This is a genomic window from Musicola keenii (assembly GCF_014855505.1).
Taxonomy (GTDB): Bacteria; Pseudomonadota; Gammaproteobacteria; order Enterobacterales; family Enterobacteriaceae; genus Musicola; species Musicola paradisiaca.
In genome coordinates this window covers 102045-120996 of the sequence record NZ_JAAWVW010000011.1, presented here as the reverse complement: position 1 = coordinate 120996, position 18952 = coordinate 102045, and the positions used below count along the sequence as shown (strand labels likewise).

The 18952-nt window shown below is 56.8% G+C and carries 17 protein-coding genes and 2 tRNA genes; 5 read left to right on the top strand and 14 right to left on the bottom strand.

Translation table 11 applies throughout. From position 1 onward, the window contains the following. Nucleotides 1–53: 53 nt before the first annotated feature. Both HEP82_RS13190 and mtfA read right to left on the bottom strand, forming a co-directional pair. Nucleotides 54–129 (bottom strand) — tRNA-Asn (locus HEP82_RS13190). Between the two features lie 107 nt (nt 130–236). Further along, nucleotides 237–1034: a DgsA anti-repressor MtfA gene (mtfA, locus tag HEP82_RS13185; RefSeq protein WP_192458503.1), complete on the bottom strand. Its 798-nt coding sequence runs from the start codon at nt 1032–1034 to the stop codon at nt 237–239. Between the two features lie 93 nt (nt 1035–1127). Between mtfA and HEP82_RS13180 the strand changes: the two genes are divergently transcribed. After that, a tRNA-Ser gene (locus tag HEP82_RS13180) sits at nt 1128–1217 on the top strand. A gap of 978 nt (nt 1218–2195) precedes the next feature. On the opposite strand, the gene HEP82_RS13175 is transcribed toward HEP82_RS13180, so the two are convergent. The 12 genes from HEP82_RS13175 to bioA all read right to left on the bottom strand — a co-directional run bounded on the left by HEP82_RS13175 (nt 2196) and on the right by bioA (nt 14514). Further along, nucleotides 2196–2750 carry a flavodoxin family protein gene (locus HEP82_RS13175; RefSeq protein WP_192458502.1) on the bottom strand — a complete coding sequence of 185 codons (555 nt, stop codon included), beginning with the start codon at nt 2748–2750 and terminating at the stop codon, nt 2196–2198. Nucleotides 2751–2914: 164 nt separating this feature from the next. Continuing rightward, nucleotides 2915–3514, bottom strand: coding sequence for a nitroreductase family protein (locus tag HEP82_RS13170; RefSeq protein WP_192458501.1), 600 nt, complete (start codon nt 3512–3514; stop codon nt 2915–2917). 202 nt (nt 3515–3716) lie between these two features. Next, a complete protein-coding gene (locus HEP82_RS13165; protein ID WP_192458500.1) occupies nt 3717–4112 on the bottom strand; it encodes an acyl-CoA thioesterase in 396 nt (131 codons plus the stop codon). Between the two features lie 62 nt (nt 4113–4174). Continuing rightward, nucleotides 4175–4933, bottom strand: coding sequence for a molybdopterin-synthase adenylyltransferase MoeB (gene moeB, locus HEP82_RS13160; protein ID WP_192458515.1), 759 nt, complete (start codon nt 4931–4933; stop codon nt 4175–4177). Next, nucleotides 4933–6165: a molybdopterin molybdotransferase MoeA gene (moeA, locus tag HEP82_RS13155; RefSeq protein ID WP_192458499.1), complete on the bottom strand. Its 1233-nt coding sequence runs from the start codon at nt 6163–6165 to the stop codon at nt 4933–4935. Before moeA ends, moeB begins: the two co-directional genes overlap by 1 nt. Before the next feature lie 319 nt (nt 6166–6484). After that, nucleotides 6485–8182, bottom strand: coding sequence for an NAD-dependent malic enzyme (locus HEP82_RS13150; protein WP_192458498.1), 1698 nt, complete (start codon nt 8180–8182; stop codon nt 6485–6487). A gap of 366 nt (nt 8183–8548) precedes the next feature. After that, nucleotides 8549–9433 carry a cytidine deaminase gene (gene cdd / locus HEP82_RS13145; RefSeq protein ID WP_192458497.1) on the bottom strand — a complete coding sequence of 295 codons (885 nt, stop codon included), beginning with the start codon at nt 9431–9433 and terminating at the stop codon, nt 8549–8551. A gap of 261 nt (nt 9434–9694) precedes the next feature. Beyond that, the gene (locus HEP82_RS13140; RefSeq protein WP_192458496.1) at nt 9695–10390 is read right to left on the bottom strand and encodes a CidB/LrgB family autolysis modulator; all 696 of its coding nucleotides are present in this window, start codon (nt 10388–10390) and stop codon (nt 9695–9697) included. After that, nucleotides 10380–10796 (bottom strand): CidA/LrgA family protein, encoded by a 417-nt coding sequence (locus HEP82_RS13135; protein WP_192458495.1) that lies wholly within the window; start codon nt 10794–10796, stop codon nt 10380–10382. The genes HEP82_RS13140 and HEP82_RS13135 overlap by 11 nt, the downstream gene beginning before the upstream one ends. A 144-nt stretch (nt 10797–10940) precedes the next feature. Next, entirely contained in the window at nt 10941–11756 is an 816-nt protein-coding gene (locus tag HEP82_RS13130) for an AraC family transcriptional regulator (RefSeq protein WP_192458494.1), read from the bottom strand. Continuing rightward, complete coding sequence (locus tag HEP82_RS13125; RefSeq protein ID WP_192458493.1) at nt 11753–13117, bottom strand: MFS transporter; 1365 nt, start codon at nt 13115–13117, stop codon at nt 11753–11755. Before HEP82_RS13125 ends, HEP82_RS13130 begins: the two co-directional genes overlap by 4 nt. A 104-nt stretch (nt 13118–13221) precedes the next feature. Next, nucleotides 13222–14514, bottom strand: coding sequence for an adenosylmethionine--8-amino-7-oxononanoate transaminase (bioA, locus tag HEP82_RS13120; RefSeq protein WP_192458492.1), 1293 nt, complete (start codon nt 14512–14514; stop codon nt 13222–13224). An 89-nt stretch (nt 14515–14603) separates the two neighbouring features. Here bioA and bioB point away from each other — a divergent pair, with 89 nt between their 5' ends. The 4 genes from bioB to bioD are packed head-to-tail and all read left to right on the top strand — an operon-like array spanning nt 14604 to nt 18217. Then, nucleotides 14604–15641: a biotin synthase BioB gene (bioB, locus tag HEP82_RS13115; RefSeq protein ID WP_192458514.1), complete on the top strand. Its 1038-nt coding sequence runs from the start codon at nt 14604–14606 to the stop codon at nt 15639–15641. Continuing rightward, on the top strand, nt 15642–16790 hold the full coding sequence (gene bioF / locus HEP82_RS13110) for an 8-amino-7-oxononanoate synthase (protein WP_192458491.1): 1149 nt from the start codon (nt 15642–15644) through the stop codon (nt 16788–16790). Beyond that, nucleotides 16777–17541, top strand: coding sequence for a malonyl-ACP O-methyltransferase BioC (bioC, locus tag HEP82_RS13105; protein ID WP_192458490.1), 765 nt, complete (start codon nt 16777–16779; stop codon nt 17539–17541). Before bioF ends, bioC begins: the two co-directional genes overlap by 14 nt. Then, on the top strand, nt 17534–18217 hold the full coding sequence (bioD, locus tag HEP82_RS13100; protein WP_192458489.1) for a dethiobiotin synthase: 684 nt from the start codon (nt 17534–17536) through the stop codon (nt 18215–18217). The genes bioC and bioD overlap by 8 nt, the downstream gene beginning before the upstream one ends. Nucleotides 18218–18952 lie beyond the last annotated feature (735 nt).

The following is an 18952-nucleotide window of genomic DNA, read 5'->3' as shown; positions in this document are numbered from 1 at the left end:
AATTGATAAAAAGCAAAAAAGCAGACGTCAGTGAACGTCTGCTTTCTTTAAATTGGCTCCTCTGACTGGACTCGAACCAGTGACATACGGATTAACAGTCCGCCGTTCTACCGACTGAACTACAGAGGAATCGCTGGAACGGGGCGCATATTATCGGTCGTGTCATGGGCTGTCAACGGTAAAATCGCTTCCGTCATCCAATCGACCAGCCTGTGAACAATCTGCCGTTATTGTCATCACTCCGACTGCGCAGCTGACGATGGGTGCTGCATTTGCCAACGCTGCAATCGCGCCAGCGGCGATTGACGGTAAAAACGGCAAAAATGTTGATAAACCAGCGGAAAACGCTCGGTCAGCAGGTCGGGTGCGCTGAAAAAGTATTCGGAAAGTACGGCGAAACACTCCGCGGGATCGGTCGCTGCATAGGGATCCATGCTGGCGGCGTCTTCGCCCACCAGTTCGATTTCTTCGCGCAATTCATCCATCGCCGCATGCAGGTGTTGCTCCCAAAGCGCAACCTCTCGTAGCGGCATGGCCGGTACGCCGGAAACGTGGCCATTGCCCCGGAGATCAAGTTTGTGGGCGACTTCATGGATAACGAGATTAAAGCCGGAGAGATCAAAAGAGTCCTGAATCTCCTGCCAGTTGAGGATCACCGGGCCCTGATCCCAGCTTTGCCCTGATTGTATACTGGCGCCGCTGTGAATCAGCCCATTGTCATCCATCCATTCGCCCTCGACCTCAAAAGGCGCTGGATGGATCAATACGTCGTAAAAACCATCGAGCCATTCGATGCCCAGTTCCATCACTGGCAATGCAAACAGCAGAGCAATGCGTTTAGCCATTAACTCATCAAGTACCAATCCTTGCAGCGGCACCAGTCGTTTCTGACGTAAAAATTGTTTTGCTACCATGACAATGCGCTGGTGTTCTGACTCCTCCAGCGGGGCCATTAACGGAATGGACAGCGCTTGCCGCCACTCGGATACTTCATTCATCGTCGATATCGGGTTTTTCCACTGCCACTTCATCATGGTGTTGCTCGCTAAGTCATCACTTGAATTCAAAGGCGCCGGTTAGTCCTGTTAAAATGCCATAAAAGCGTGCATTATAAGCACCGTTTTTACGGAGAGATGCCGGAGCGGCTGAACGGGACGGTCTCGAAAACCGTTGTGGGGGCAACCCCACCGAGGGTTCAAATCCCTCTCTCTCCGCCACATTTTTCATCTACTCATTCTCCTGAAATATCGCTTTACTGCCTCTCACATCAAAACAGATAAAAAACTTGCCGGTTATGCCAGTAAACATCGGGCATGTCTTTGCATAGCGCCGCATATTTACATTTTTGCTTCTCAGATGGCATAAACGCACATTGTCAATCACGAGCGCCGGATAACATGATGCGTTATCACTGGTGATGACCGAAAATTCCGTTTCTCTATTGCGTAGTATTCGGAACATACGCCCAGTAATAAGGACGGCTGAGATTATTTTTTTTGCATCTTCATTATAAGGTGATTGATATGTTCGAAGACGATATTTATCCATTATGAAGACAGTTGGCCGACGGCCGTGTATATGCGTATGTTGCTCCTTGTTTCGTACATTACTTGCCGTTTGAGATGCGCTGTTTTTTGATTTTTTCTCTTTAGCAGGAAACCAATTACGATATCTTACAGCAGATTAAGCATAGCCGAGTGGTCGTCAGCGTTGATTGCTATGCTCATACAGTTCCCCGCGCCAGAGCACTGCGAGAGCAGGTTGAGGCAGCGCTATCATCATTAAGTCCCTTCAAACATATTCAATGCAATGAGTTTGATGTCGAATACGAATTATTCTGTATGACGCTGTAATGTCATATCGTTCTCTGAACGTATTTATCAATTCGGTCGTGATCGTTATTTTATTATTTGTTTTCACATTGGCATTAATACATATTTGACACATTTATATGTGGCGGAGAATTGGGTGAATATAAATTTTTTACGGCAGTAAAATTGTTCTTGGAATAAGATCGGAATGCCAAAAAATAATGTCCTACCGGAGGCAACGCTATTTATTTTCGATGCCGGTGATTATCGGGTTAGTAGCAATATGAAAAAAGGGCCGGGAAACCGGCCCTTTGGCTGTCTATCGTCTGGCGCATTGGGTTGCGACAATGGCCGCGAAAAGGCGTGTCCAGACGATCGCAGGGATTAACCGCGCAGACGTGCGGTGATTTCAGCAACGCGAGCACCATACAGACGTGCAGTTTCCACATCGCCCGCTGGAATAGCATCGGCGCCGGCATCGGAAGGCGACTGAATTAATGCGCCGACAGAACCGCCCAGGTTGTTGACGTCATTGCGTGTCGCAGCCTGAGTATTAGACGGCGGCAGACCCAGACTGACCCAAATACCGCCGTGCTGCGACGCCAGAGTTTGCAGATAAATCAGCGTAACTTGCTTATCGCCATTCAGGCTGGCGCTGTTGGCAAAGCCGCCGAAGACTTTGTCCTGCCAACCGCGGGTGAACCAGATTTTAGAGGTGGCGTCGGCGAACTTCTTAAATTGCCAGGGAACGGAACCCATATAGGTCGGTGCGCCGAAGATGATACCGTCGGCATCGTTGAGGGTTTGCCAATCGGCATCGGTAATATCACCGTTGTTATCGATGGAGACCAGCGATGCTTTGGCGCTTTCCGCGACCTGCTCTGCGATATATTGGGTGTGGCCGTAGCCGGAGAAGTAGACAACCGCAATCTTGCTCATGTGTTTTCCTTATGAATTTTCGATAGAAAGCGGAACTTCGCTCTGCTCCAGCAAGAAGTTCCGACAGCACAGTAAACGGAATGGTATCGCCAAATTTCTTATTAAACAATAAGTTACTTTTTGGTGATCTGGTTACTTCGGGGTAACTGCTGGCAACGCTTTGCTTATTTGAAGACGCGGAAGCGTTGCTCATCCGGGATAAAGGTTTTCTCTCCGGCGGATTGAGCGATGGCACCGAAGGGTAACTGGGCACGCAGTTTCCAGCTTTCAGGCAACTGCCAGGCGTGACGAATATCATCGTCGATCAACGGATTGTAGTGTTGCAGTGAAGCGCCTATTCCGGCCTGTGCCAGTGCGGTCCAAACGGCGAACTGCGCAATGCCGGTGGAGTGTTCGGACCAGATGGGGAAGTTGTCGGCATAAGCGGCAAACTTTTCCTGCAGGGATTTTACGACGTCAGTATCTTCATAAAACAGAGCGGTACCGGCGCCGGCGGCGAATGTCGCCAGTTTTTTCTCGGTTGCGTCAAACGCTTCAGCTGGAACAATTTTCTGCAATTGATATTTGACGATATCCCATACTTTCTGGTGTTGTTCGCCAAACAGAATAACCACGCGAGAGCTTTGCGAATTAAAGGCTGACGGGCTCAGTTTGACGGCATCGGTAATGATTTGAGTCACTTGATCTTCTGAAACGGGTAGCGTGCTGCTGAGGGCATAAATAGAACGACGGGCCTTAATGGCCTGAAGGAATGCATTATTCATGGTGAAATCCTCTGATGAGATGACAGAACGACTCCCCATACTCTGGCACTGATCCCCAGAGGCTTCAACGCCTCTTTAAGCTGTGCTGGTGCAAAAAAAAGCATAAACATACCGGCACATATCCTGAACGAGCGGAAATCAGACGTGCCGTTGCAGGTGAATACCCGGCGGAGGTGGTGCCAACGCCGGATATACGCGATGGTCAAAATAGCGGGACGGGGCGCCCTTCATCGTTAACGGCGACGAAATTAAATTGGCCGGAAATCACCTGGGTTCGACCTTCCGCATACATGTGCTCCAGATAAACGGCGACATCGACCGTCAGGCTGGTACGCCCAATGCGGCTAACCTTGCCGATCAGTTCGACGATGGTGCCGGAAGGAATCGGCGTATTGAAATTAATCTTCTCGGTGGAAACCGTAACCAGCGGTTTGTGACAAAAACGTGTCGCGGTGATAAAGGAGATTTCGTCCATCCAGGCCAACGCCGTGCCGCCAAACAGGGTGGCATGATGGTTAATATTGGTGGGAAATACCACCTTAGCGACGCGGGTAATGGAGTTCTGAATACGTTCTTCGAGGGAGATGTCTTCTGCCATGATAGACGGCCTGTTGGGAAGTCAGGCCGCCATCTTACACCAATAAAATTCCAGTATGGTGACTATTCGGTCGCGCCGCAAACCGAGCAGCCGGGGTGGCGAGGTAGCCGAATCTCTCGAAATTGCAGCGTCATTGCGTCGAACAACAGCAATTTCCCCACCAGCGGCTGACCATAATGCGTCAGCACTTTAATCGCCTCCAGCGCTTGCAACGAACCCATCACGCCGACCAACGGCGCCATGACGCCAGCCTCTACGCAGGTCAGCGCCGAGTCGCCGAACAAACGGCTCAGACAGTGGTAACAGGGCTCATCCTGTTGATAGGTAAATACGCTGATCTGGCCTTCCATCCGAATCGCTGCACCGGAGATCAACGCTGTCTTTGAGGCATAGCACCCGCGGTTGAGTTGATCCCGGGCGGTAACATTGTCGGTGCAATCCACCACCACATCGTGTCTGGCGATCAGCGCCTGTAGCACAGCGTCATCCAGTACGCCGTTAATCGGTTCCAGCACGACATGAGGGTTGATATCCTGCAGGCTAGCGGCGGCGGAAGCCACCTTTGTCATGCCGATCCTGTCATCGCGATGCAGTATCTGACGTTGCAGGTTGGAAAGCGACACGGTATCAAAATCGAGCAGGGTCAGGTGGCCGGTTCCTGCGGCGGCCAAATACTGCGATGCTGCGCAGCCTAATCCCCCGAGGCCGACAATCAACACGCGCGAGGATTTCAGTTTTTCCTGTGCATCGAAATCGAAACCGCGCAGCACAATCTGCCGGTTATAGCGCAGGGCTTCGGCGTCTGTCAGTTCGGGTAGCATCATGGATGACTCAGCAGCACGTTGAAAGGTTCGATCTCCACCCACTCGCCGGCGGCGACTGGCCCGCGTTCGGCCTCCAGCACAATAAAACAGTTGCCCAGACTAAAAGAACTGAAAATATGGGAACCCTGATGCCCGGTGGTTCTGACTTCCAGATCGCCGTCGGCGTTACGGCTAACCATCCCGCGTTGGAAATCGAGCCGACCAGGCGATTTTTTCAGCGGCGTTGCCGTTTTCACCCGGATGCGCGGCGGCAGGCGCCAATGCGTGTCGCCGGCGAGGCTTGCCAGTAACGGTTGCACCAATTGGTAGAATGTCACTACGGCGGAAACCGGATTGCCCGGCAGGCCGCAGAACCAGGCATTCTGCAATTTGCCGAAAGCGAACGGTTTTCCGGGCTTGATCGCCAGTTTCCAGAAATGAATGTCGCCCAGTTCGTCCAGTATCTGTTTGGTGTAATCCGCTTCACCGACGGAAACGCCGCCGGTGCTGATGACGACGTCGGCGACAGCGGCGGCATCCTTAAACGCCTGACGCAGAGCGGTAGGGTCATCGCGCACGATCCCTAAATCCACCACCTCGTACCCCAACTGCGACAACATCAAGCGGATGGCAAAACGGTTAGTATCGTAGATTTGCCCGTCCTGCAGCGGTTCGCCGACCACCTGCAGTTCATCGCCGGTGGAAAACAGCGCCACATGCAGGCGTCGTATCACTGCCAACTGCGCCAGCCCCAGCGACGCCAGCAGCGGCAGTTCGGCGCTGCCGAGACGAACACCGGCTGGAAACACCTGCGCGCCTTGTTGAATGTCCTCGCCGAGGCGACGGATATTTTGGTTTGGCTTCACATCGTGGGTAATGCGGATATGACCGTTACTGTCTGCGGCGGTGTGTTCTTGCATCACGACTGCATCCGCTCCCGGTGGGATCGGCGCGCCGGTCATGATGCGGATGCAGGTACCGACAGGCCACTCGCCGGCAAAGGGAATACCGGCAAACGCCTTCCCGGCGACAGGCATCGGTTCGCCGCGCCAATCGCTGCGACGAATGGCGTAGCCGTCCATCGCCGAATTATCGAAGGGGGGAACATTCACCGGGGACGTGACCGGCACGGCGGTGATACGGCCTGCGGCTTGTGAAAGCGCCACTATTTCAGTCGCAGTAAGAGGGGAAACCTGCGCCTGCATTTTTTGCAGCGCCTGTTCCAGAGAAAGTAAGCCTGAAGTATCCATAACCGCTCCGTGATGTGATTCGGCTATACCTGTCATACGCAAGTCGCCGGCGTGTCGGCGGCATAATTCGGCTTATCGGTGGGGCTGGCGCGTGCGGCTGAAACATTGCATCGTTCAACACACAGGCGTGCGGCCCGGCCGCTCGAATGATTAAGGGTATGTACGGCATAGCACAATCGAATATGCCTGTAATGGTGTCGCATTATGGCAGAGATCGCCCCTTGGGAGAACGCGGCAGGAGATATCTGTGAGGGGAGTTGGCGCGGGTGAATAAAAAAAGCGCGGACGTTGCCGCGCTTCGAGAACCGAACGATCGTGATTAGAACGAGGTGCGTTTGTACTGGCGATACTGCGGGTGCCAGAAGTTGTGGGTAATCCCCTTGTTCAGCGCGTCTTCGGAGGTCAGTTCCGCCACGCCGGCCAATTGCGCCGCTTTGCCAACTTCCAGCGCGATGCGTTTGGAAACATCGTGGATCGTGCCGAGATCCGGCAGTAGCGCGCCTTCGCCATCCGCCGCCAGCGGAGAGCAGTCGGCCAGCGCGCGGCTGGCGGCCATCAGCATGCTGTCGGTAATGCGCTTAGCGCCCGATGCCAGCACACCCAGACCGATACCCGGGAAAATGTAGGAGTTGTTACACTGTGCGATCGGGTACACGCGGTCTTTGTATTTCACCGGGGGGAAGGGGCTGCCGCTGGCGACCAGCGCGGCGCCGTCGGTCCAGCGGATAACGTCTTCCGGACGCGCTTCGACGCGAGAGGTCGGGTTGGACAACGGCATCACGATCGGACGCGGGCAGTGACGGTGCATTTCACGGATGATCTCTTCCGTAAATAGACCCGGTTGGCCGGATACGCCGATCAGAATGGTCGGTTTGGCGTTGCGAATCACATCCATCAGTGAAATAGCGTCGCTGTTTATGTCCCATTTGCTGAGTTTTTCGCTCTTCTGCACCAGTTGGCTCTGGAAATCGAGCAGGTTCGGCAGTTTGTCGGTCAGCAGCCCAAAACGATCCACCATGAATACGCGGGCGCGGGCCTCTTCATCGCTCAGTCCTTCGGATTTCATCTGGGCGATGATCTGTTCGGCGATGCCGCAACCGGCGGAGCCGGCACCCAAGAAGGTGACAGTCTGGTCGCGCAGTTGGCTGCCGGCGGCGCGGCTGGCGGCGATCAAACTCCCCAGCGCCACGGCGGCGGTTCCCTGAATATCATCGTTGAAGCTGCAAATTTCGTCGCGATAGCGCTTCAGCAGCGGCATGGCGTTGCTCTGGGCGAAATCTTCGAACTGCAACAGGACGTTCGGCCAACGGCGTTTCACCGCCTGGATGAAATCATCGACAAACTCGTCATATTCCTCGCCGGTGATACGCGGATGATGCCAACCCATGTAAAGCGGGTCGTTCAGTCGCTGCGGGTTGTTGGTACCGACGTCCAGCACCACCGGCAGCGTATAGGCCGGGCTGATGCCGCCGCACGCGGTATACAGGGACAACTTACCGATAGGAATGCCCATACCGCCGATACCCTGGTCGCCCAGGCCAAGGATACGTTCGCCGTCAGTCACCACAATGACTTTTACATTCTGTTTAGTGGCATTCTGCAGCATGTCGTCGATGTGTTCGCGGTTCGGGTAGGAAATGAACAGACCACGCGCACGACGGTAGATATCAGAAAAGTTTTCGCACGCGGCACCCACTGTCGGCGTATAGATGATGGGCATCATCTCGCTCAGGTGGTTGGCCAGCAGGCGGTAAAACAGAGTTTCGTTGGTGTCCTGGATATTGCGCAGATAGACATGTTTTTCCATGTCGTTCTTAAATGACTCATATTGACGCCAGGCGCGTTCTGCCTGCTCTTCAATGGTCTCTACTGCTTTGGGCAACAGGCCATGAAGGTTGAAATGGTCGCGTTCTTCGTCACTGAAGGCGCTGCCTTTGTTCAGCAGGGGGAATTCGAGCAAAATGGGACCGGCGTAAGGGATATAGAGTGGACGTTTACTTTCGTATTCCAATTCCATGATTTTTTAACTCTTTTAGGTAGCGGAAACCTGTTGGCGAACCAACGCCGTGTATCGGTAGCGCGGATCTTAAAGTACCCAGCTGATATGTACAGGAAATGTTAATTAAAATAATTACACATGACTTGCATATCACGAAAATGTGGAAAGCGTCACAAATATTGCCCATTCCCGGCGGTTTAGCGGCAGGCTGACGGATGAACAACGGCGATCACCATCTTGTGGCGTCGCTATCTTGGGCGATGTTAGGCGGCCTTCCCCTGTTTGCGCACGGCGCAGGGTGAACGCGGCGGTAAGTCTGGCCAAATGGCCGATCGGCAGGCGTCAGCCCGATGTGTTGACCGCGGGCTGACGGGAAAGGCGACGTTACTCCGCCAAAACATGGCGGATGTCCTGACACCCCAACATAGCCAGCAGCGATTGCGTGGCACTCCACTGACTAATGGCGGCGCGGCGCGACTCCACCAGCACGGCCCGTTGTATTGCGTCATGGGACTCGCCGGACAAATTCATCAAATTGAGTGCGGACTGCAATGGCGGCAGGCTGGGATTAAACGCTGCGTTTTCTGCGTAACGCCCGGTATAGATACCACGCTCGCCCTGTAAGGCCACGCCGCTGAACGCCTGGCTATAAGGGGCGTGGCTGCGATTGGCAGCATCAAGCGCCGCGGCGGTCAGCGCATCGGATTCCGGCAGCGTCATGCCACGATCTACGCTATCCATCAGCAGTGTGCTGATGTTCAGATCGCGTGGGCCGAACGCATCGGGCAAATAATGGCCAAGGCTGGCCGGCGAACGGCCTGGAAGGCAAATGTTCAGCGTCGATGCGCTGTTGAGTTCGTTCATGAACTGACGGCAATGCCCGCACGGCGTGTAGTTGACGGTGACGCTCCGTAATGAAGTTTCATTCCGCAGCCAGGCGTGGGCTACCGCGCTTTGTTCGGCGTGCACGGTTTGTTGCAAGGGCGCGCCGGAGAACTCCATATTGGCGCCCCAGTACAATGCGCCGCTGTCCCCGAGCGCCACAGCACCGACCTTGAACGAGGAAATTGGCGTCAACGCACACGCCGCCGCCAAAGGGAGCAGCGCAAACGCCAGCGCATCAACGGTGATCCGGCATCGGCCGCAGAGATGGTTGACTTCGTCTGCGGTCAGCATGGCGGAAAAATCATCCCGCGCCAGCATCGGCGCCAATGTCGACTGTAACGGTTCAGACAGATGGGGGAATGCGCTCTGGAAACGTGCTTGCATGAGAACCCTCTTGGATGGTGACGACTGTGATACGAATGGTAGAAAGCGATTACGCTGTAATGTGTGATTTTTATCACTTTTCAAATGAAATGAGTGAAATGCAGGGAGTAAATGTGTGAAGCATTCCAGTTTTGTGCATCCATTCGTAGCCCCCGCACCGGTATTCCAACTGGCATCCGGCGTGCGGTATCGATAATCCGGCGAATGCCATCGATAAGGTGTGTGGAAACGCCTCTTGCGGGGGCGCTCCACGGTGGAGCATCAACCGAATAGCCGTATCAGCACCGGGAACAGGAAGGGCGCAATCAACGATGTCATGATGCCGCAGATAACCAACGCCAGAGAACTGAATGCGCCTTCCTGATAATCCACTTCTACACACCGCGAAGTGCCGAGGGCGTGCGACGCGGTGCCCATCGCCAGGCCGCGCGCGGCGGCGGTGCGAATATTCACCCGATTAAACAGCGTATGGCCCAGTACGGCGCCGAGAATACCGACGAAAACCACGCAGACTGCGCTGATGGCGGGAATGCCGCCGATGGTGCTGGCGACGGCCATGGCGATCGGCGTAGTGACGGATTTGGGCAGCACCGAAGCGGCGATTTCGCGCGTGGCGCCCAACCACAGCGCAATGGCCGTACCAGACACGATCGCCGCTACGCTACCGATAAAACATACGCTGATAATCGACTTCCAGCGGGCATGGATCTGGTGCAACTGTTCGTACAGGGGAAACGCCAACGCCACCACCGCCGGTTGCAGCAGGCTGTTGAGCACACTGCTGCCGGCGAAATAGTGCGAGTAGGGAATGTGCAGCATCAGCAGGATGGTGATGATCACCAGCATGGAAATCAGCAGCGGATTGAACAACGGCATTTTCAGTGTCATGGCGAGCCGGCGCGCCGCGAAAAACACCACCAGCGTCAACGGCAGCGACCACCAAATATTATTCAGCATGGTTGCTTCCTCCCGGTTTGGTGGATGTGTCAGGAATACGGCGATCGCGTTGCATCATCTGGGTCGTATAGCCGACCACCAGCATGACGATGATGGTGCTGATCAAGCAGGACACCACAATCGGGCCGAACTGACTGAGTAGCAGATCGTAGTAGTTCATCACGCCTACGCCGATGGGGACGAACAGCAGCGCCATATAGCGAATAAACAGATTGCAGCCGGGTTTGACCCAACGGGCCGGCAGGATCTGCGAGGCCAACAAGGCGAACAGTACCAACATGCCGATAATGCTGCCGGGGATGGCAATGGGCAGCAGCGCGGATACCGCGTTGCCGGCAAAAAGACAGAGATAGACCAGCGCGAAAGCGCGCAAATACTGCCAGCAAAGGGTGAATGCATTACGCATAGGACTGAAAACCCTGATTGAGCGAAGGGAAAGTATGATAACGCTACTCCTGTAGGTGTGCTATGCATCACAAAATACTTTCAGCGGATTCATGCAGACGTACAGTGTGTACGGGGGGCGAACGGTGCTCGTGGGCGCCAGGCGCTAGCGCAGTCGTGAGGTATCTCGGCGAGCGGTCTGGAAGGGGAGCAAACGCGCCGTTTGACACTGCCGACGCGCTTGCCCCGGCGTGAGACCCGCGATGCGTTTAAACCAGTGCCCGAAAGCATCTCCGCACGAAAAACCCAGATGAAGGGCGAGTGCATCGTTGTTGTACCCGGCATGTAACTGACGCCAGGCTTCGGATAGCAGCAGACGATCGTGCCATGCGCCAAATGACAAACCGGTCTGGCGCATAAACAGCCTGGACAAGGTACGCGCGGTTGCTCCTGCGTGTTTTCCCCAGCTATCCAGATTATGCCGCAGCGATGGCGTGGCGATCAGCGCATCGGTAATTTTCTTCAACCGCGGGTCGTCAGGTAACGGCAACGACAACGGGCTGGATGGGCTCTCCGCGATTTCTTCAAAAAGCAACTGCAATAACCGCTCGCGTCGCGCATCGGACAGTGCGGGATTGGGCGCAGCAAGCCGCTCGCACAGGCCGATAATCAAACATGACGCATCCATCAACTTCAGCGGGCAGGTTATCGCCTGACATTGGTCAGGCGTGGCATACACCACCAGAAGGTCGGCCTGGTGGGCGGTTTCTCCCCAATGCACCGTTTCCGGCGGGATCCAGATTGCCATCCCGGCCTTCAACAGCCAGCTGCTTTGCGACGAAAACCCCTGCAACAGGCCCTGCCGTACCAAGACGAATTGTCCTTGCGGGTGTCGATGAGGCTGATTCTCGTGCGCCGATAGCGTATCGATCGTTCTTTCCGTCAGCCCGGCGCGTGGGGTGCCGTATAGCGGATGGCTCATGGTTCAGTTCCTGTAGCGCGAATGCCGTCACGGGATGCTGGCATAAAATATCCCGGAATAATACCCAGTAACATCAACCCGGCCAGCAGCAGGAAGCACAGGGTGAAGCTGTATGAGGCGGACGTTTGTTGCTGCACGGCAGCCAGCAGATTGATACCCGCCGCCGACCCCAGATTACGCAGGAACTGGATCATGGAGGTCCAACTACCAAGCCGGTTGACGGGAGCGGCATTCTGGGCGAAAACCAGCGTTACGGTGGCGACCAGTCCAGTCCCGATACCAATAAGAAACAGGGCCGGGATAACAGCGAATAGATTCCCCGCAGATAAGATCGCTGCCAGCATGAGCGCGCCGGTCATCAGCAATACCATCCCGGCGATAGCCAACTTTCGATAACCCTGGGTGGTGAGCAGACGGCCGCACACGATCGAGCCGCATACCCAACTCATCGCGGCCACCATAATCAACAACCCGCCCGAAATGGGGGTGACGGCATGGCGTGCCAACGCCATCGGCAGCAGGGTGACGGTGGCATAAATAGCGGCGCTGGACAGGATCACCAGTACGACGACGGCAAGAAGATCGGCCCGCTGAAAGAAATCCACCGGAAGGGGGCTACGGTGAGGGGTACGCTGTAATTGCCGTTTCATGAGGATCCCGCCCACGCACAGACAGGCCAGCGGCAGCACTTGCGTATGACTGTGGTTTAGCGCTTGCAACACGCCAATCACCCCATATGAAAACATGGCCAGTACCACGTGAGCACCGGCATCGATGGGGTGACGCTGGAGAGGCCGGGCGGGTGCGTTAAGGGTGAAGAGTAACCCGAGGGCGAACAGGCCGATGGGAAGGTTAATCCAGAATACGCTGCGCCAGCCGAACGTTTGCGTCAGCACCCCGCCGATCAACGGGCCACTAATCGCGGCAATACCCCAGACGGCGCTGAGCATCCCTTGCATTTTTCCGCGTTGTTCGGCGCTAAACAGTTGTGCCAGCAAGGTATAGACCAATACGACCAGACCGCCCGCGCCGGCGCCTTGCAGGACGCGAGCGCCGACCAGCCAGTCGAGGTTGGGGCAACGCGCTGCCAAGGCGGATGCGGACAAAAACAGCAACAGAAAACCTTTCAGGGTGGCGGTAATGCCTAAGCGATCCGCATAGGCGCCCGCCAGCGGTGCAATCAGCGCCATGGGCAAGAGGAAACCGGACATCACCCAGGGCCAATTGCCGGAGGCGCCGATATCCAGCCGGATGGCCGGGAGGGCGGTACTGATAATGGTACTGTCCATGGCAGCCAGAAACAGTACCAATACGCTGGCGACGAGCGTTCGTCGGGCAGGGGAAAAAATAACGGCGGGCATAGCAGGAACTCCATAGTCGGTGACAAGACACCTACTATGCTAAATCGCCGGGTAGCGGGACTGAATGCTCGAAAAAGACATGTTCCGTATCAAAACGGACAACATCATAAGAACAGATCCTGATGTTTTGCGGTCACGGCATCGCGGATAGCGTCCGTCAGTTGTTGCAAGGCTTGCGGCGTGATCACAAACGGCGGCATCAGGTAAATCAGTCGACCAAAAGGGCGGATCCACACGCCGCGTTCGACAAAGAAGCGCTGGAGTTGCGCCATATTGACCGGACGATGCGTTTCCACCACGCCGATCGCTCCCAGAACTCGTACATCGGCCACCGTGTCGACGTCCGCCAGCGGCAGCAGCGCCTGTCGCAGTTGTGTTTCAATGGCGGCGACCTGTGCCTGCCAGCGGTTATCCGCTAACAATGACAGGCTGGCATTGGCGGCGGCGCAGGCCAGCGGATTGCCCATAAACGTGGGGCCGTGCATAAAGCAACCCGCTTCGCCGTTGCTGACCGTCTCGGCGACGGTGCGGGTCGTCAGTGTCGCCGATAGCGTCAGATAGCCGCCGGTCAGGGCTTTGCCGAGGCAGAGAATATCCGGCGTGATACCGGCGTGCTCACAGGCGAATAACCGGCCGGTGCGGCCAAACCCGGTGGCGATTTCATCGGCGATCAGCAGGATACCGTCGTGATCGCACAGGCGGCGCGCCTGTTGCAGATACGCCGGATGGTAGACGCGCATACCGCCCGCGCCCTGCACGATCGGCTCCAGGATGACGGCGGCGATATCGCCGCCGTGCTGCGCCAACAGGGTGCGCAACGGTTGGATATCCTGCGGATCCCAGTCAGCGTCGAAGCGGCAGGCTGGCGCGTCGGCGAACAGATGGTCGGGAAGATAGCCCTGATACAGGCGGTGCATCGAATTGTCCGGGTCGCACACCGACATGGCGCCGAAGGTGTCGCCGTGATAACCGTGGCGCAGGGTCAGAAAACGCTGACGCCGTTGCCCTCTGGCCTGCCAGTATTGCAGCGCCATTTTCATCGCCACTTCCACCGCGACGGAGCCGGAATCCGCCAGGAATACGCACTCCAGCGCAGCGGGCGTCATGGCGACCAGCCGACGGCACAGCGCCACCGCCGACGGATGAGTGATGCCGCCGAACATGACGTGGGACATGCGGCTGAGTTGGTCGCTCATCGCCTGATTAATGACCGGATGGTTGTAGCCGTGGATGGCCGCCCACCAGGACGACATACCGTCCACCAGCTGACGGCCATCTGCCAGCGCCAGTTGACAGTCCTTAGCGGCGACCACCGGGTAACAGGGCAGCGGCTGGGTCATGGAGGTATAGGGGTGCCAGATATGGCGCTGGTCGAAGCTCAGATCATCTGAATTCATGCGTTTGTAAACTAAATTGACTGTTATTTGGTTGACAGCATACCCGCGCAAATTACACTGGCAACACTTTTTCACCCGGAGTTGCCATGATGACCGAACGAAAACACTGGACGCTGGAGCAAGCGCAAGCCCTGTTTGATAAGCCCTTTTTGGCGCTGATGTTTGAAGCGCAGCAGGTGCATCGTCAACATTTCGATCCGCAGCAGGTTCAAGTGAGCACGCTGCTTTCCATCAAAACCGGCGCCTGTCCGGAAGACTGTAAATACTGTCCGCAGAGCGCCCGTTACCGCACTGGTATCGAAAACGAGCGCCTGATGCAGGTTGAGCAGGTACTGGATGCCGCCCGCCAGGCGAAAGCGGCGGGCTCGACTCGTTTCTGCATGGGGGCGGCGTGGAAAAATCCGCACGCGCGGGATATGCCCTATCTGGAGGCGATGGTGCGCGGTGTGAAGGCGATGGGGATGGAAACCTGCATGACGCTGGGGACGCTGCACGGCGATCAGGCTGCGCGGCTGGCATCGGCCGGGCTCGATTTCTACAACCACAATCTGGATACCTCGCCGGAGTTCTACGGCAACATCATCACCACCCGCACCTATCAGGAACGCTTGGATACGCTGGACAAAGTGCGCGATGCCGGCATCAAGGTGTGTTCCGGCGGCATCGTCGGGCTGGGTGAGACGGTGCGCGATCGCGCCGGCTTGCTGGTGCAGCTGGCTAACCTCCCCAAACCGCCGGAGAGCGTGCCGATCAACATGCTGGTCAAGGTGAAGGGAACGCCGCTGGAGAATAACGAAGAGGTGGATGCGTTCGACTTTATCCGCACTATCGCCGTGGCGCGTATCATGATGCCGACCTCGTTCGTGCGTTTGTCCGCCGGTCGCGAGCAAATGAGCGAACAGACACAGGCGATGTGCTTTATGGCCGGCGCCAACTCGATTTTTTATGGTTGCAAATTGCTGACGACGCCCAATCCACATGAAGACAAGGATCGGGTGCTATTTCGTAAGTTGGGGATCAACCCGCAGCAGACCGGCACCGAATACGGTGATAACCAACAGCGGCAGCAACTGGCGGAAACGCTACTGCACGCCGATACCGATTTGTACTACAACGCGGCGGTATAAATGGGCTGGCAGCAACGTATCGATCGGGCGCTGGCCCAGCGCCGGGCGGAGGATGCCTACCGCGTCCGGTTGCCGAACCGGGGCGGCGGTGGTCGCTGGCTGGAACATCAGGGGCGGCGCTACCTCAATTTTTCCAGCAATGACTATCTGGGGTTGAGTCACCATCCGGCGGTGATCCGCGCTTGGCAGCAAGGGGCGGAGCGTTACGGCGTCGGCAGCGGCGGCTCAGGACATGTGACCGGTTATACGCAGGCGCATCAGCAGTTGGAGCACCGGCTGGCGGAGTGGCTCGGTTATGAGCAGGCGTTGCTGATGATTTCCGGCTTCGCCGCCAATCAAGCCGTGGTGGCGGCGCTGGCGGGTGAGGGGGATCGCATTCTGGCGGATCGCCTTAGCCATGCATCCTTGCTGGAGGCCGCCACCCTGTCGCCGGCCACGCTGCGACGTTTTCAGCACAATCAGCCGCCATCGCTGGCGCAATTGCTGGAGAAACCGACGGACGGGCAAACGCTGGTGGTGACGGAGGGGATCTTCAGCATGGACGGCGACAGCGCGCCGCTGGCGGCATTGCACCGTCTCTGCTGTGCGCACGGGGCCTGGTTGATGGTGGACGACGCCCACGGCGTCGGGATCGTCGGCGACGAAGGGCGCGGTAGCAGCTGGCAGCAACAGGTGAAGCCGGAGTTGCTGATCGTCACGTTCGGCAAAGCATTCGGCGTCGGCGGCGCTGCGGTACTGTGCAGCCAGTCGGCGGCCGATTACCTGATCCAGTTTGCTCGTCATTTGATTTACAGCACGTCGATGCCGCCGGCGCAGGCTTGCGCGCTTGATGCCGCGCTGGCGGTGGTGCGCTGCGGCGACGATCGGCGTGCGCAGCTGTTGGATAATGTGCAACGTTTCCGCCGCGGTGCGGCGAGTCTGCCGTTGCGCCTGTTGGATGCGCCCGGCGCGATCCAACCGCTGGTGGTGGGCGACAATGCCCACTCGGTGGCGCTGGCGCAGCAGTTGCGCGACGCCGGGCTGTGGGTGAGCGCGATGCGGCCGCCTACCGTGCCGCCGGGTACGGCGCGACTGCGTATTACCTTGACCGCCGACCATCAACCGGAAGATATCGCGCGTTTGCTGGAGGTGTTGCATGACGCAGGTTGATGCGGAGCACAAACAGGCGATCGCCCGCGCATTCGGCCGGGCTGCCGTGGGTTACGATCGTTTTGCCGACGTGCAACGAGCAAGCGGCGAGCGGTTGATGACGCTGGTGGGGATGCGCGACGGCGACGACGTACTGGACGCCGGTTGCGGCACCGGATACTTCGGCCGTTGTTGGCAGTCGCTGGGTAAACGAGTCACCGCGCTGGATTTGTCGGCGGAGATGTTAGCGCAGGCAGAGCGGCAGCAGAGCGCAGCACGCTATGTCTTGGCGGATATCGAGTGTTTACCGTTGCCGTCTTGCTGCATGGATATCAGTTTCAGCAATATGGCGCTGCAGTGGTGTGACGATTTTGCCGGCGCGCTGGCGGAACTGTATCGCGTCACTCGGCCCGGCGGGATTATCGCGTTTTGCACGCTGGTGGACGGGACGCTGGCGGAGTTGGATGCCGCTTGGCGGCAGGTGGATGGTTCCCGTCGGATACGGCAATTTTTGTCGTTGGCGGATATCGTCGACGTGTGTCGTGGTTATCACGCCGAGGTGCGCTGCGAGCCGACGACGTGCTATTTCCCGGATGTGCTGAGTCTGATGCGTTCAGTGAAGGGGGTCGGCGCCACTTGGCGGGCGCAGGGGCGGGCCGCCGGGTACCTGAGCCGCACCCGGCTGACGGCGCTGGCGGCGAACTATTCCCGCCATGAACAGGGCTTTCCGTTGACCTATCAACGTTGTTTCGGCGTCATTCATCGTGACTGAATATTGGTTTGTGACCGGTACTGATACCGACGCGGGCAAAACCGTCGCCAGTGTGGCGTTACTGCAGGCGGCGCGCTGCGCCGGTTATCGCACGGCGGGCTATAAGCCGGTAGCGTCCGGCAGCGAACTCACGCCGCAGGGGGTTCGCAATCGCGATGCGTTGTTGTTGCAGGCCAACAGCAGCGTGACGCTACCTTATGAGGCGGTTAATCCGCTGACATTTATGGCGCCGACGTCGCCGCATATCGTCAGTGTGGAAGAGGGGCGTCCCATACATTTCGGCCGGCTCAGCGCCGGATTGCGGCAACTCGGGCAGCAGGCGGATTGGGTGCTGACCGAGGGGGCAGGGGGCTGGTTCACGCCGTTGTCGGAAACCGCGACGTTTGCCGACTGGGTGAGGCAGGAACAACTGCCGGTGATCTTGGTGGTGGGGGTGAAGCTGGGATGCATCAACCACGCCATGCTGACCGCGCAAGCGGTGGTGCAGGCCGGGTTGCCTCTGGCGGGGTGGATCGCCAACGATGTCGCGCCGCCCGGACGTTATCACCACGCCTATCTACAGACGTTGCAGCAGCGCATTCCTGCCCCTTTTCTGGGGGAAATCCCGCATTTATCCGAACCGGTTCAACAGGATATCGGATGTTACTTAAATATCGCTTTACTGAGCCGCGGATAGTGTTTCGGCGAAGTATCGCCATCTCCGGGGGATAAGTTGATATTGATAGAAAAAACCTGTTTGCAAAACTCAGTTCCTTGCACTGGTCAGTGTTTTTTCTTCTCGCTAAGTCTGTGTCATTTAGCTCTTTTTCTCATAACAATACTGGCTTCAATGGTGGAAATTTTGTCCTTGACTGGGTTGTCCACCGTGCGGGCGTGATCACACCGACTGACGCCAGTTCAGAGAGCGCGGGCGCTTGTGGGAGTTATCCACTATTTCTGTGGATAACTGTGTGCATTAGGGTTAGAAAAAACGCGCTAACCAAGAGCCGGCGCGGCTTGCGACTGGATCGACGTTAATCGATGCTTTTTTACAAAAGCATGTAATATCAATGAATTAATTAAAATCAAGCCGCTTTTTAAACTTCGGCGGCCGGTTGCATAAATTCCCGGCACTGGTACTCCCAGTTAATTTGCGATAGAGAAAATCTGGGGATAAATAACCTATTTTTTTCTGGATAAGTGTGCGGCGCTGTGCTAGCTGATGCGGCCGTTTCCCTGTCCTGGCAATGATAAGAACCCGTTACCTTGCCGTTTAATGAAACGTGGGATGCGGCACCCGTGTGGCGTGATACCGCGATAGGGGGGTAGCGCGCCGCCCGCGAACTGACATGCGCATAACGTGCCGCGGGCGTATATCATCCGATAATGTCTTGATGCTGGAGTTATATCCAGTATCATTTCGCTGGCAAAA

Coding starts and splice junctions, on each gene's coding strand:
- HEP82_RS13140 (WP_192458496.1), bottom strand. CDS start 10,390: ATGCTGAATAATATTTGGTGGTCGCTGCCGTTGACGCTGGTGGTGTTT.
- moeA (WP_192458499.1), bottom strand. CDS start 6,165: ATGGATACTTCAGGCTTACTTTCTCTGGAACAGGCGCTGCAAAAAATG.
- HEP82_RS13175 (WP_192458502.1), bottom strand. CDS start 2,750: ATGAGCAAGATTGCGGTTGTCTACTTCTCCGGCTACGGCCACACCCAA.
- bioC (WP_192458490.1), top strand. CDS start 16,777: ATGACGCAGGTTGATGCGGAGCACAAACAGGCGATCGCCCGCGCATTC.
- HEP82_RS13130 (WP_192458494.1), bottom strand. CDS start 11,756: ATGAGCCATCCGCTATACGGCACCCCACGCGCCGGGCTGACGGAAAGA.
- HEP82_RS13135 (WP_192458495.1), bottom strand. CDS start 10,796: ATGCGTAATGCATTCACCCTTTGCTGGCAGTATTTGCGCGCTTTCGCG.
- bioB (WP_192458514.1), top strand. CDS start 14,604: ATGACCGAACGAAAACACTGGACGCTGGAGCAAGCGCAAGCCCTGTTT.
- moeB (WP_192458515.1), bottom strand. CDS start 4,933: ATGCTACCCGAACTGACAGACGCCGAAGCCCTGCGCTATAACCGGCAG.
- HEP82_RS13125 (WP_192458493.1), bottom strand. CDS start 13,117: ATGCCCGCCGTTATTTTTTCCCCTGCCCGACGAACGCTCGTCGCCAGC.
- mtfA (WP_192458503.1), bottom strand. CDS start 1,034: ATGATGAAGTGGCAGTGGAAAAACCCGATATCGACGATGAATGAAGTA.
- HEP82_RS13165 (WP_192458500.1), bottom strand. CDS start 4,112: ATGGCAGAAGACATCTCCCTCGAAGAACGTATTCAGAACTCCATTACC.
- HEP82_RS13170 (WP_192458501.1), bottom strand. CDS start 3,514: ATGAATAATGCATTCCTTCAGGCCATTAAGGCCCGTCGTTCTATTTAT.
- HEP82_RS13150 (WP_192458498.1), bottom strand. CDS start 8,182: ATGGAATTGGAATACGAAAGTAAACGTCCACTCTATATCCCTTACGCC.
- bioA (WP_192458492.1), bottom strand. CDS start 14,514: ATGAATTCAGATGATCTGAGCTTCGACCAGCGCCATATCTGGCACCCC.
- cdd (WP_192458497.1), bottom strand. CDS start 9,433: ATGCAAGCACGTTTCCAGAGCGCATTCCCCCATCTGTCTGAACCGTTA.
- bioF (WP_192458491.1), top strand. CDS start 15,642: ATGGGCTGGCAGCAACGTATCGATCGGGCGCTGGCCCAGCGCCGGGCG.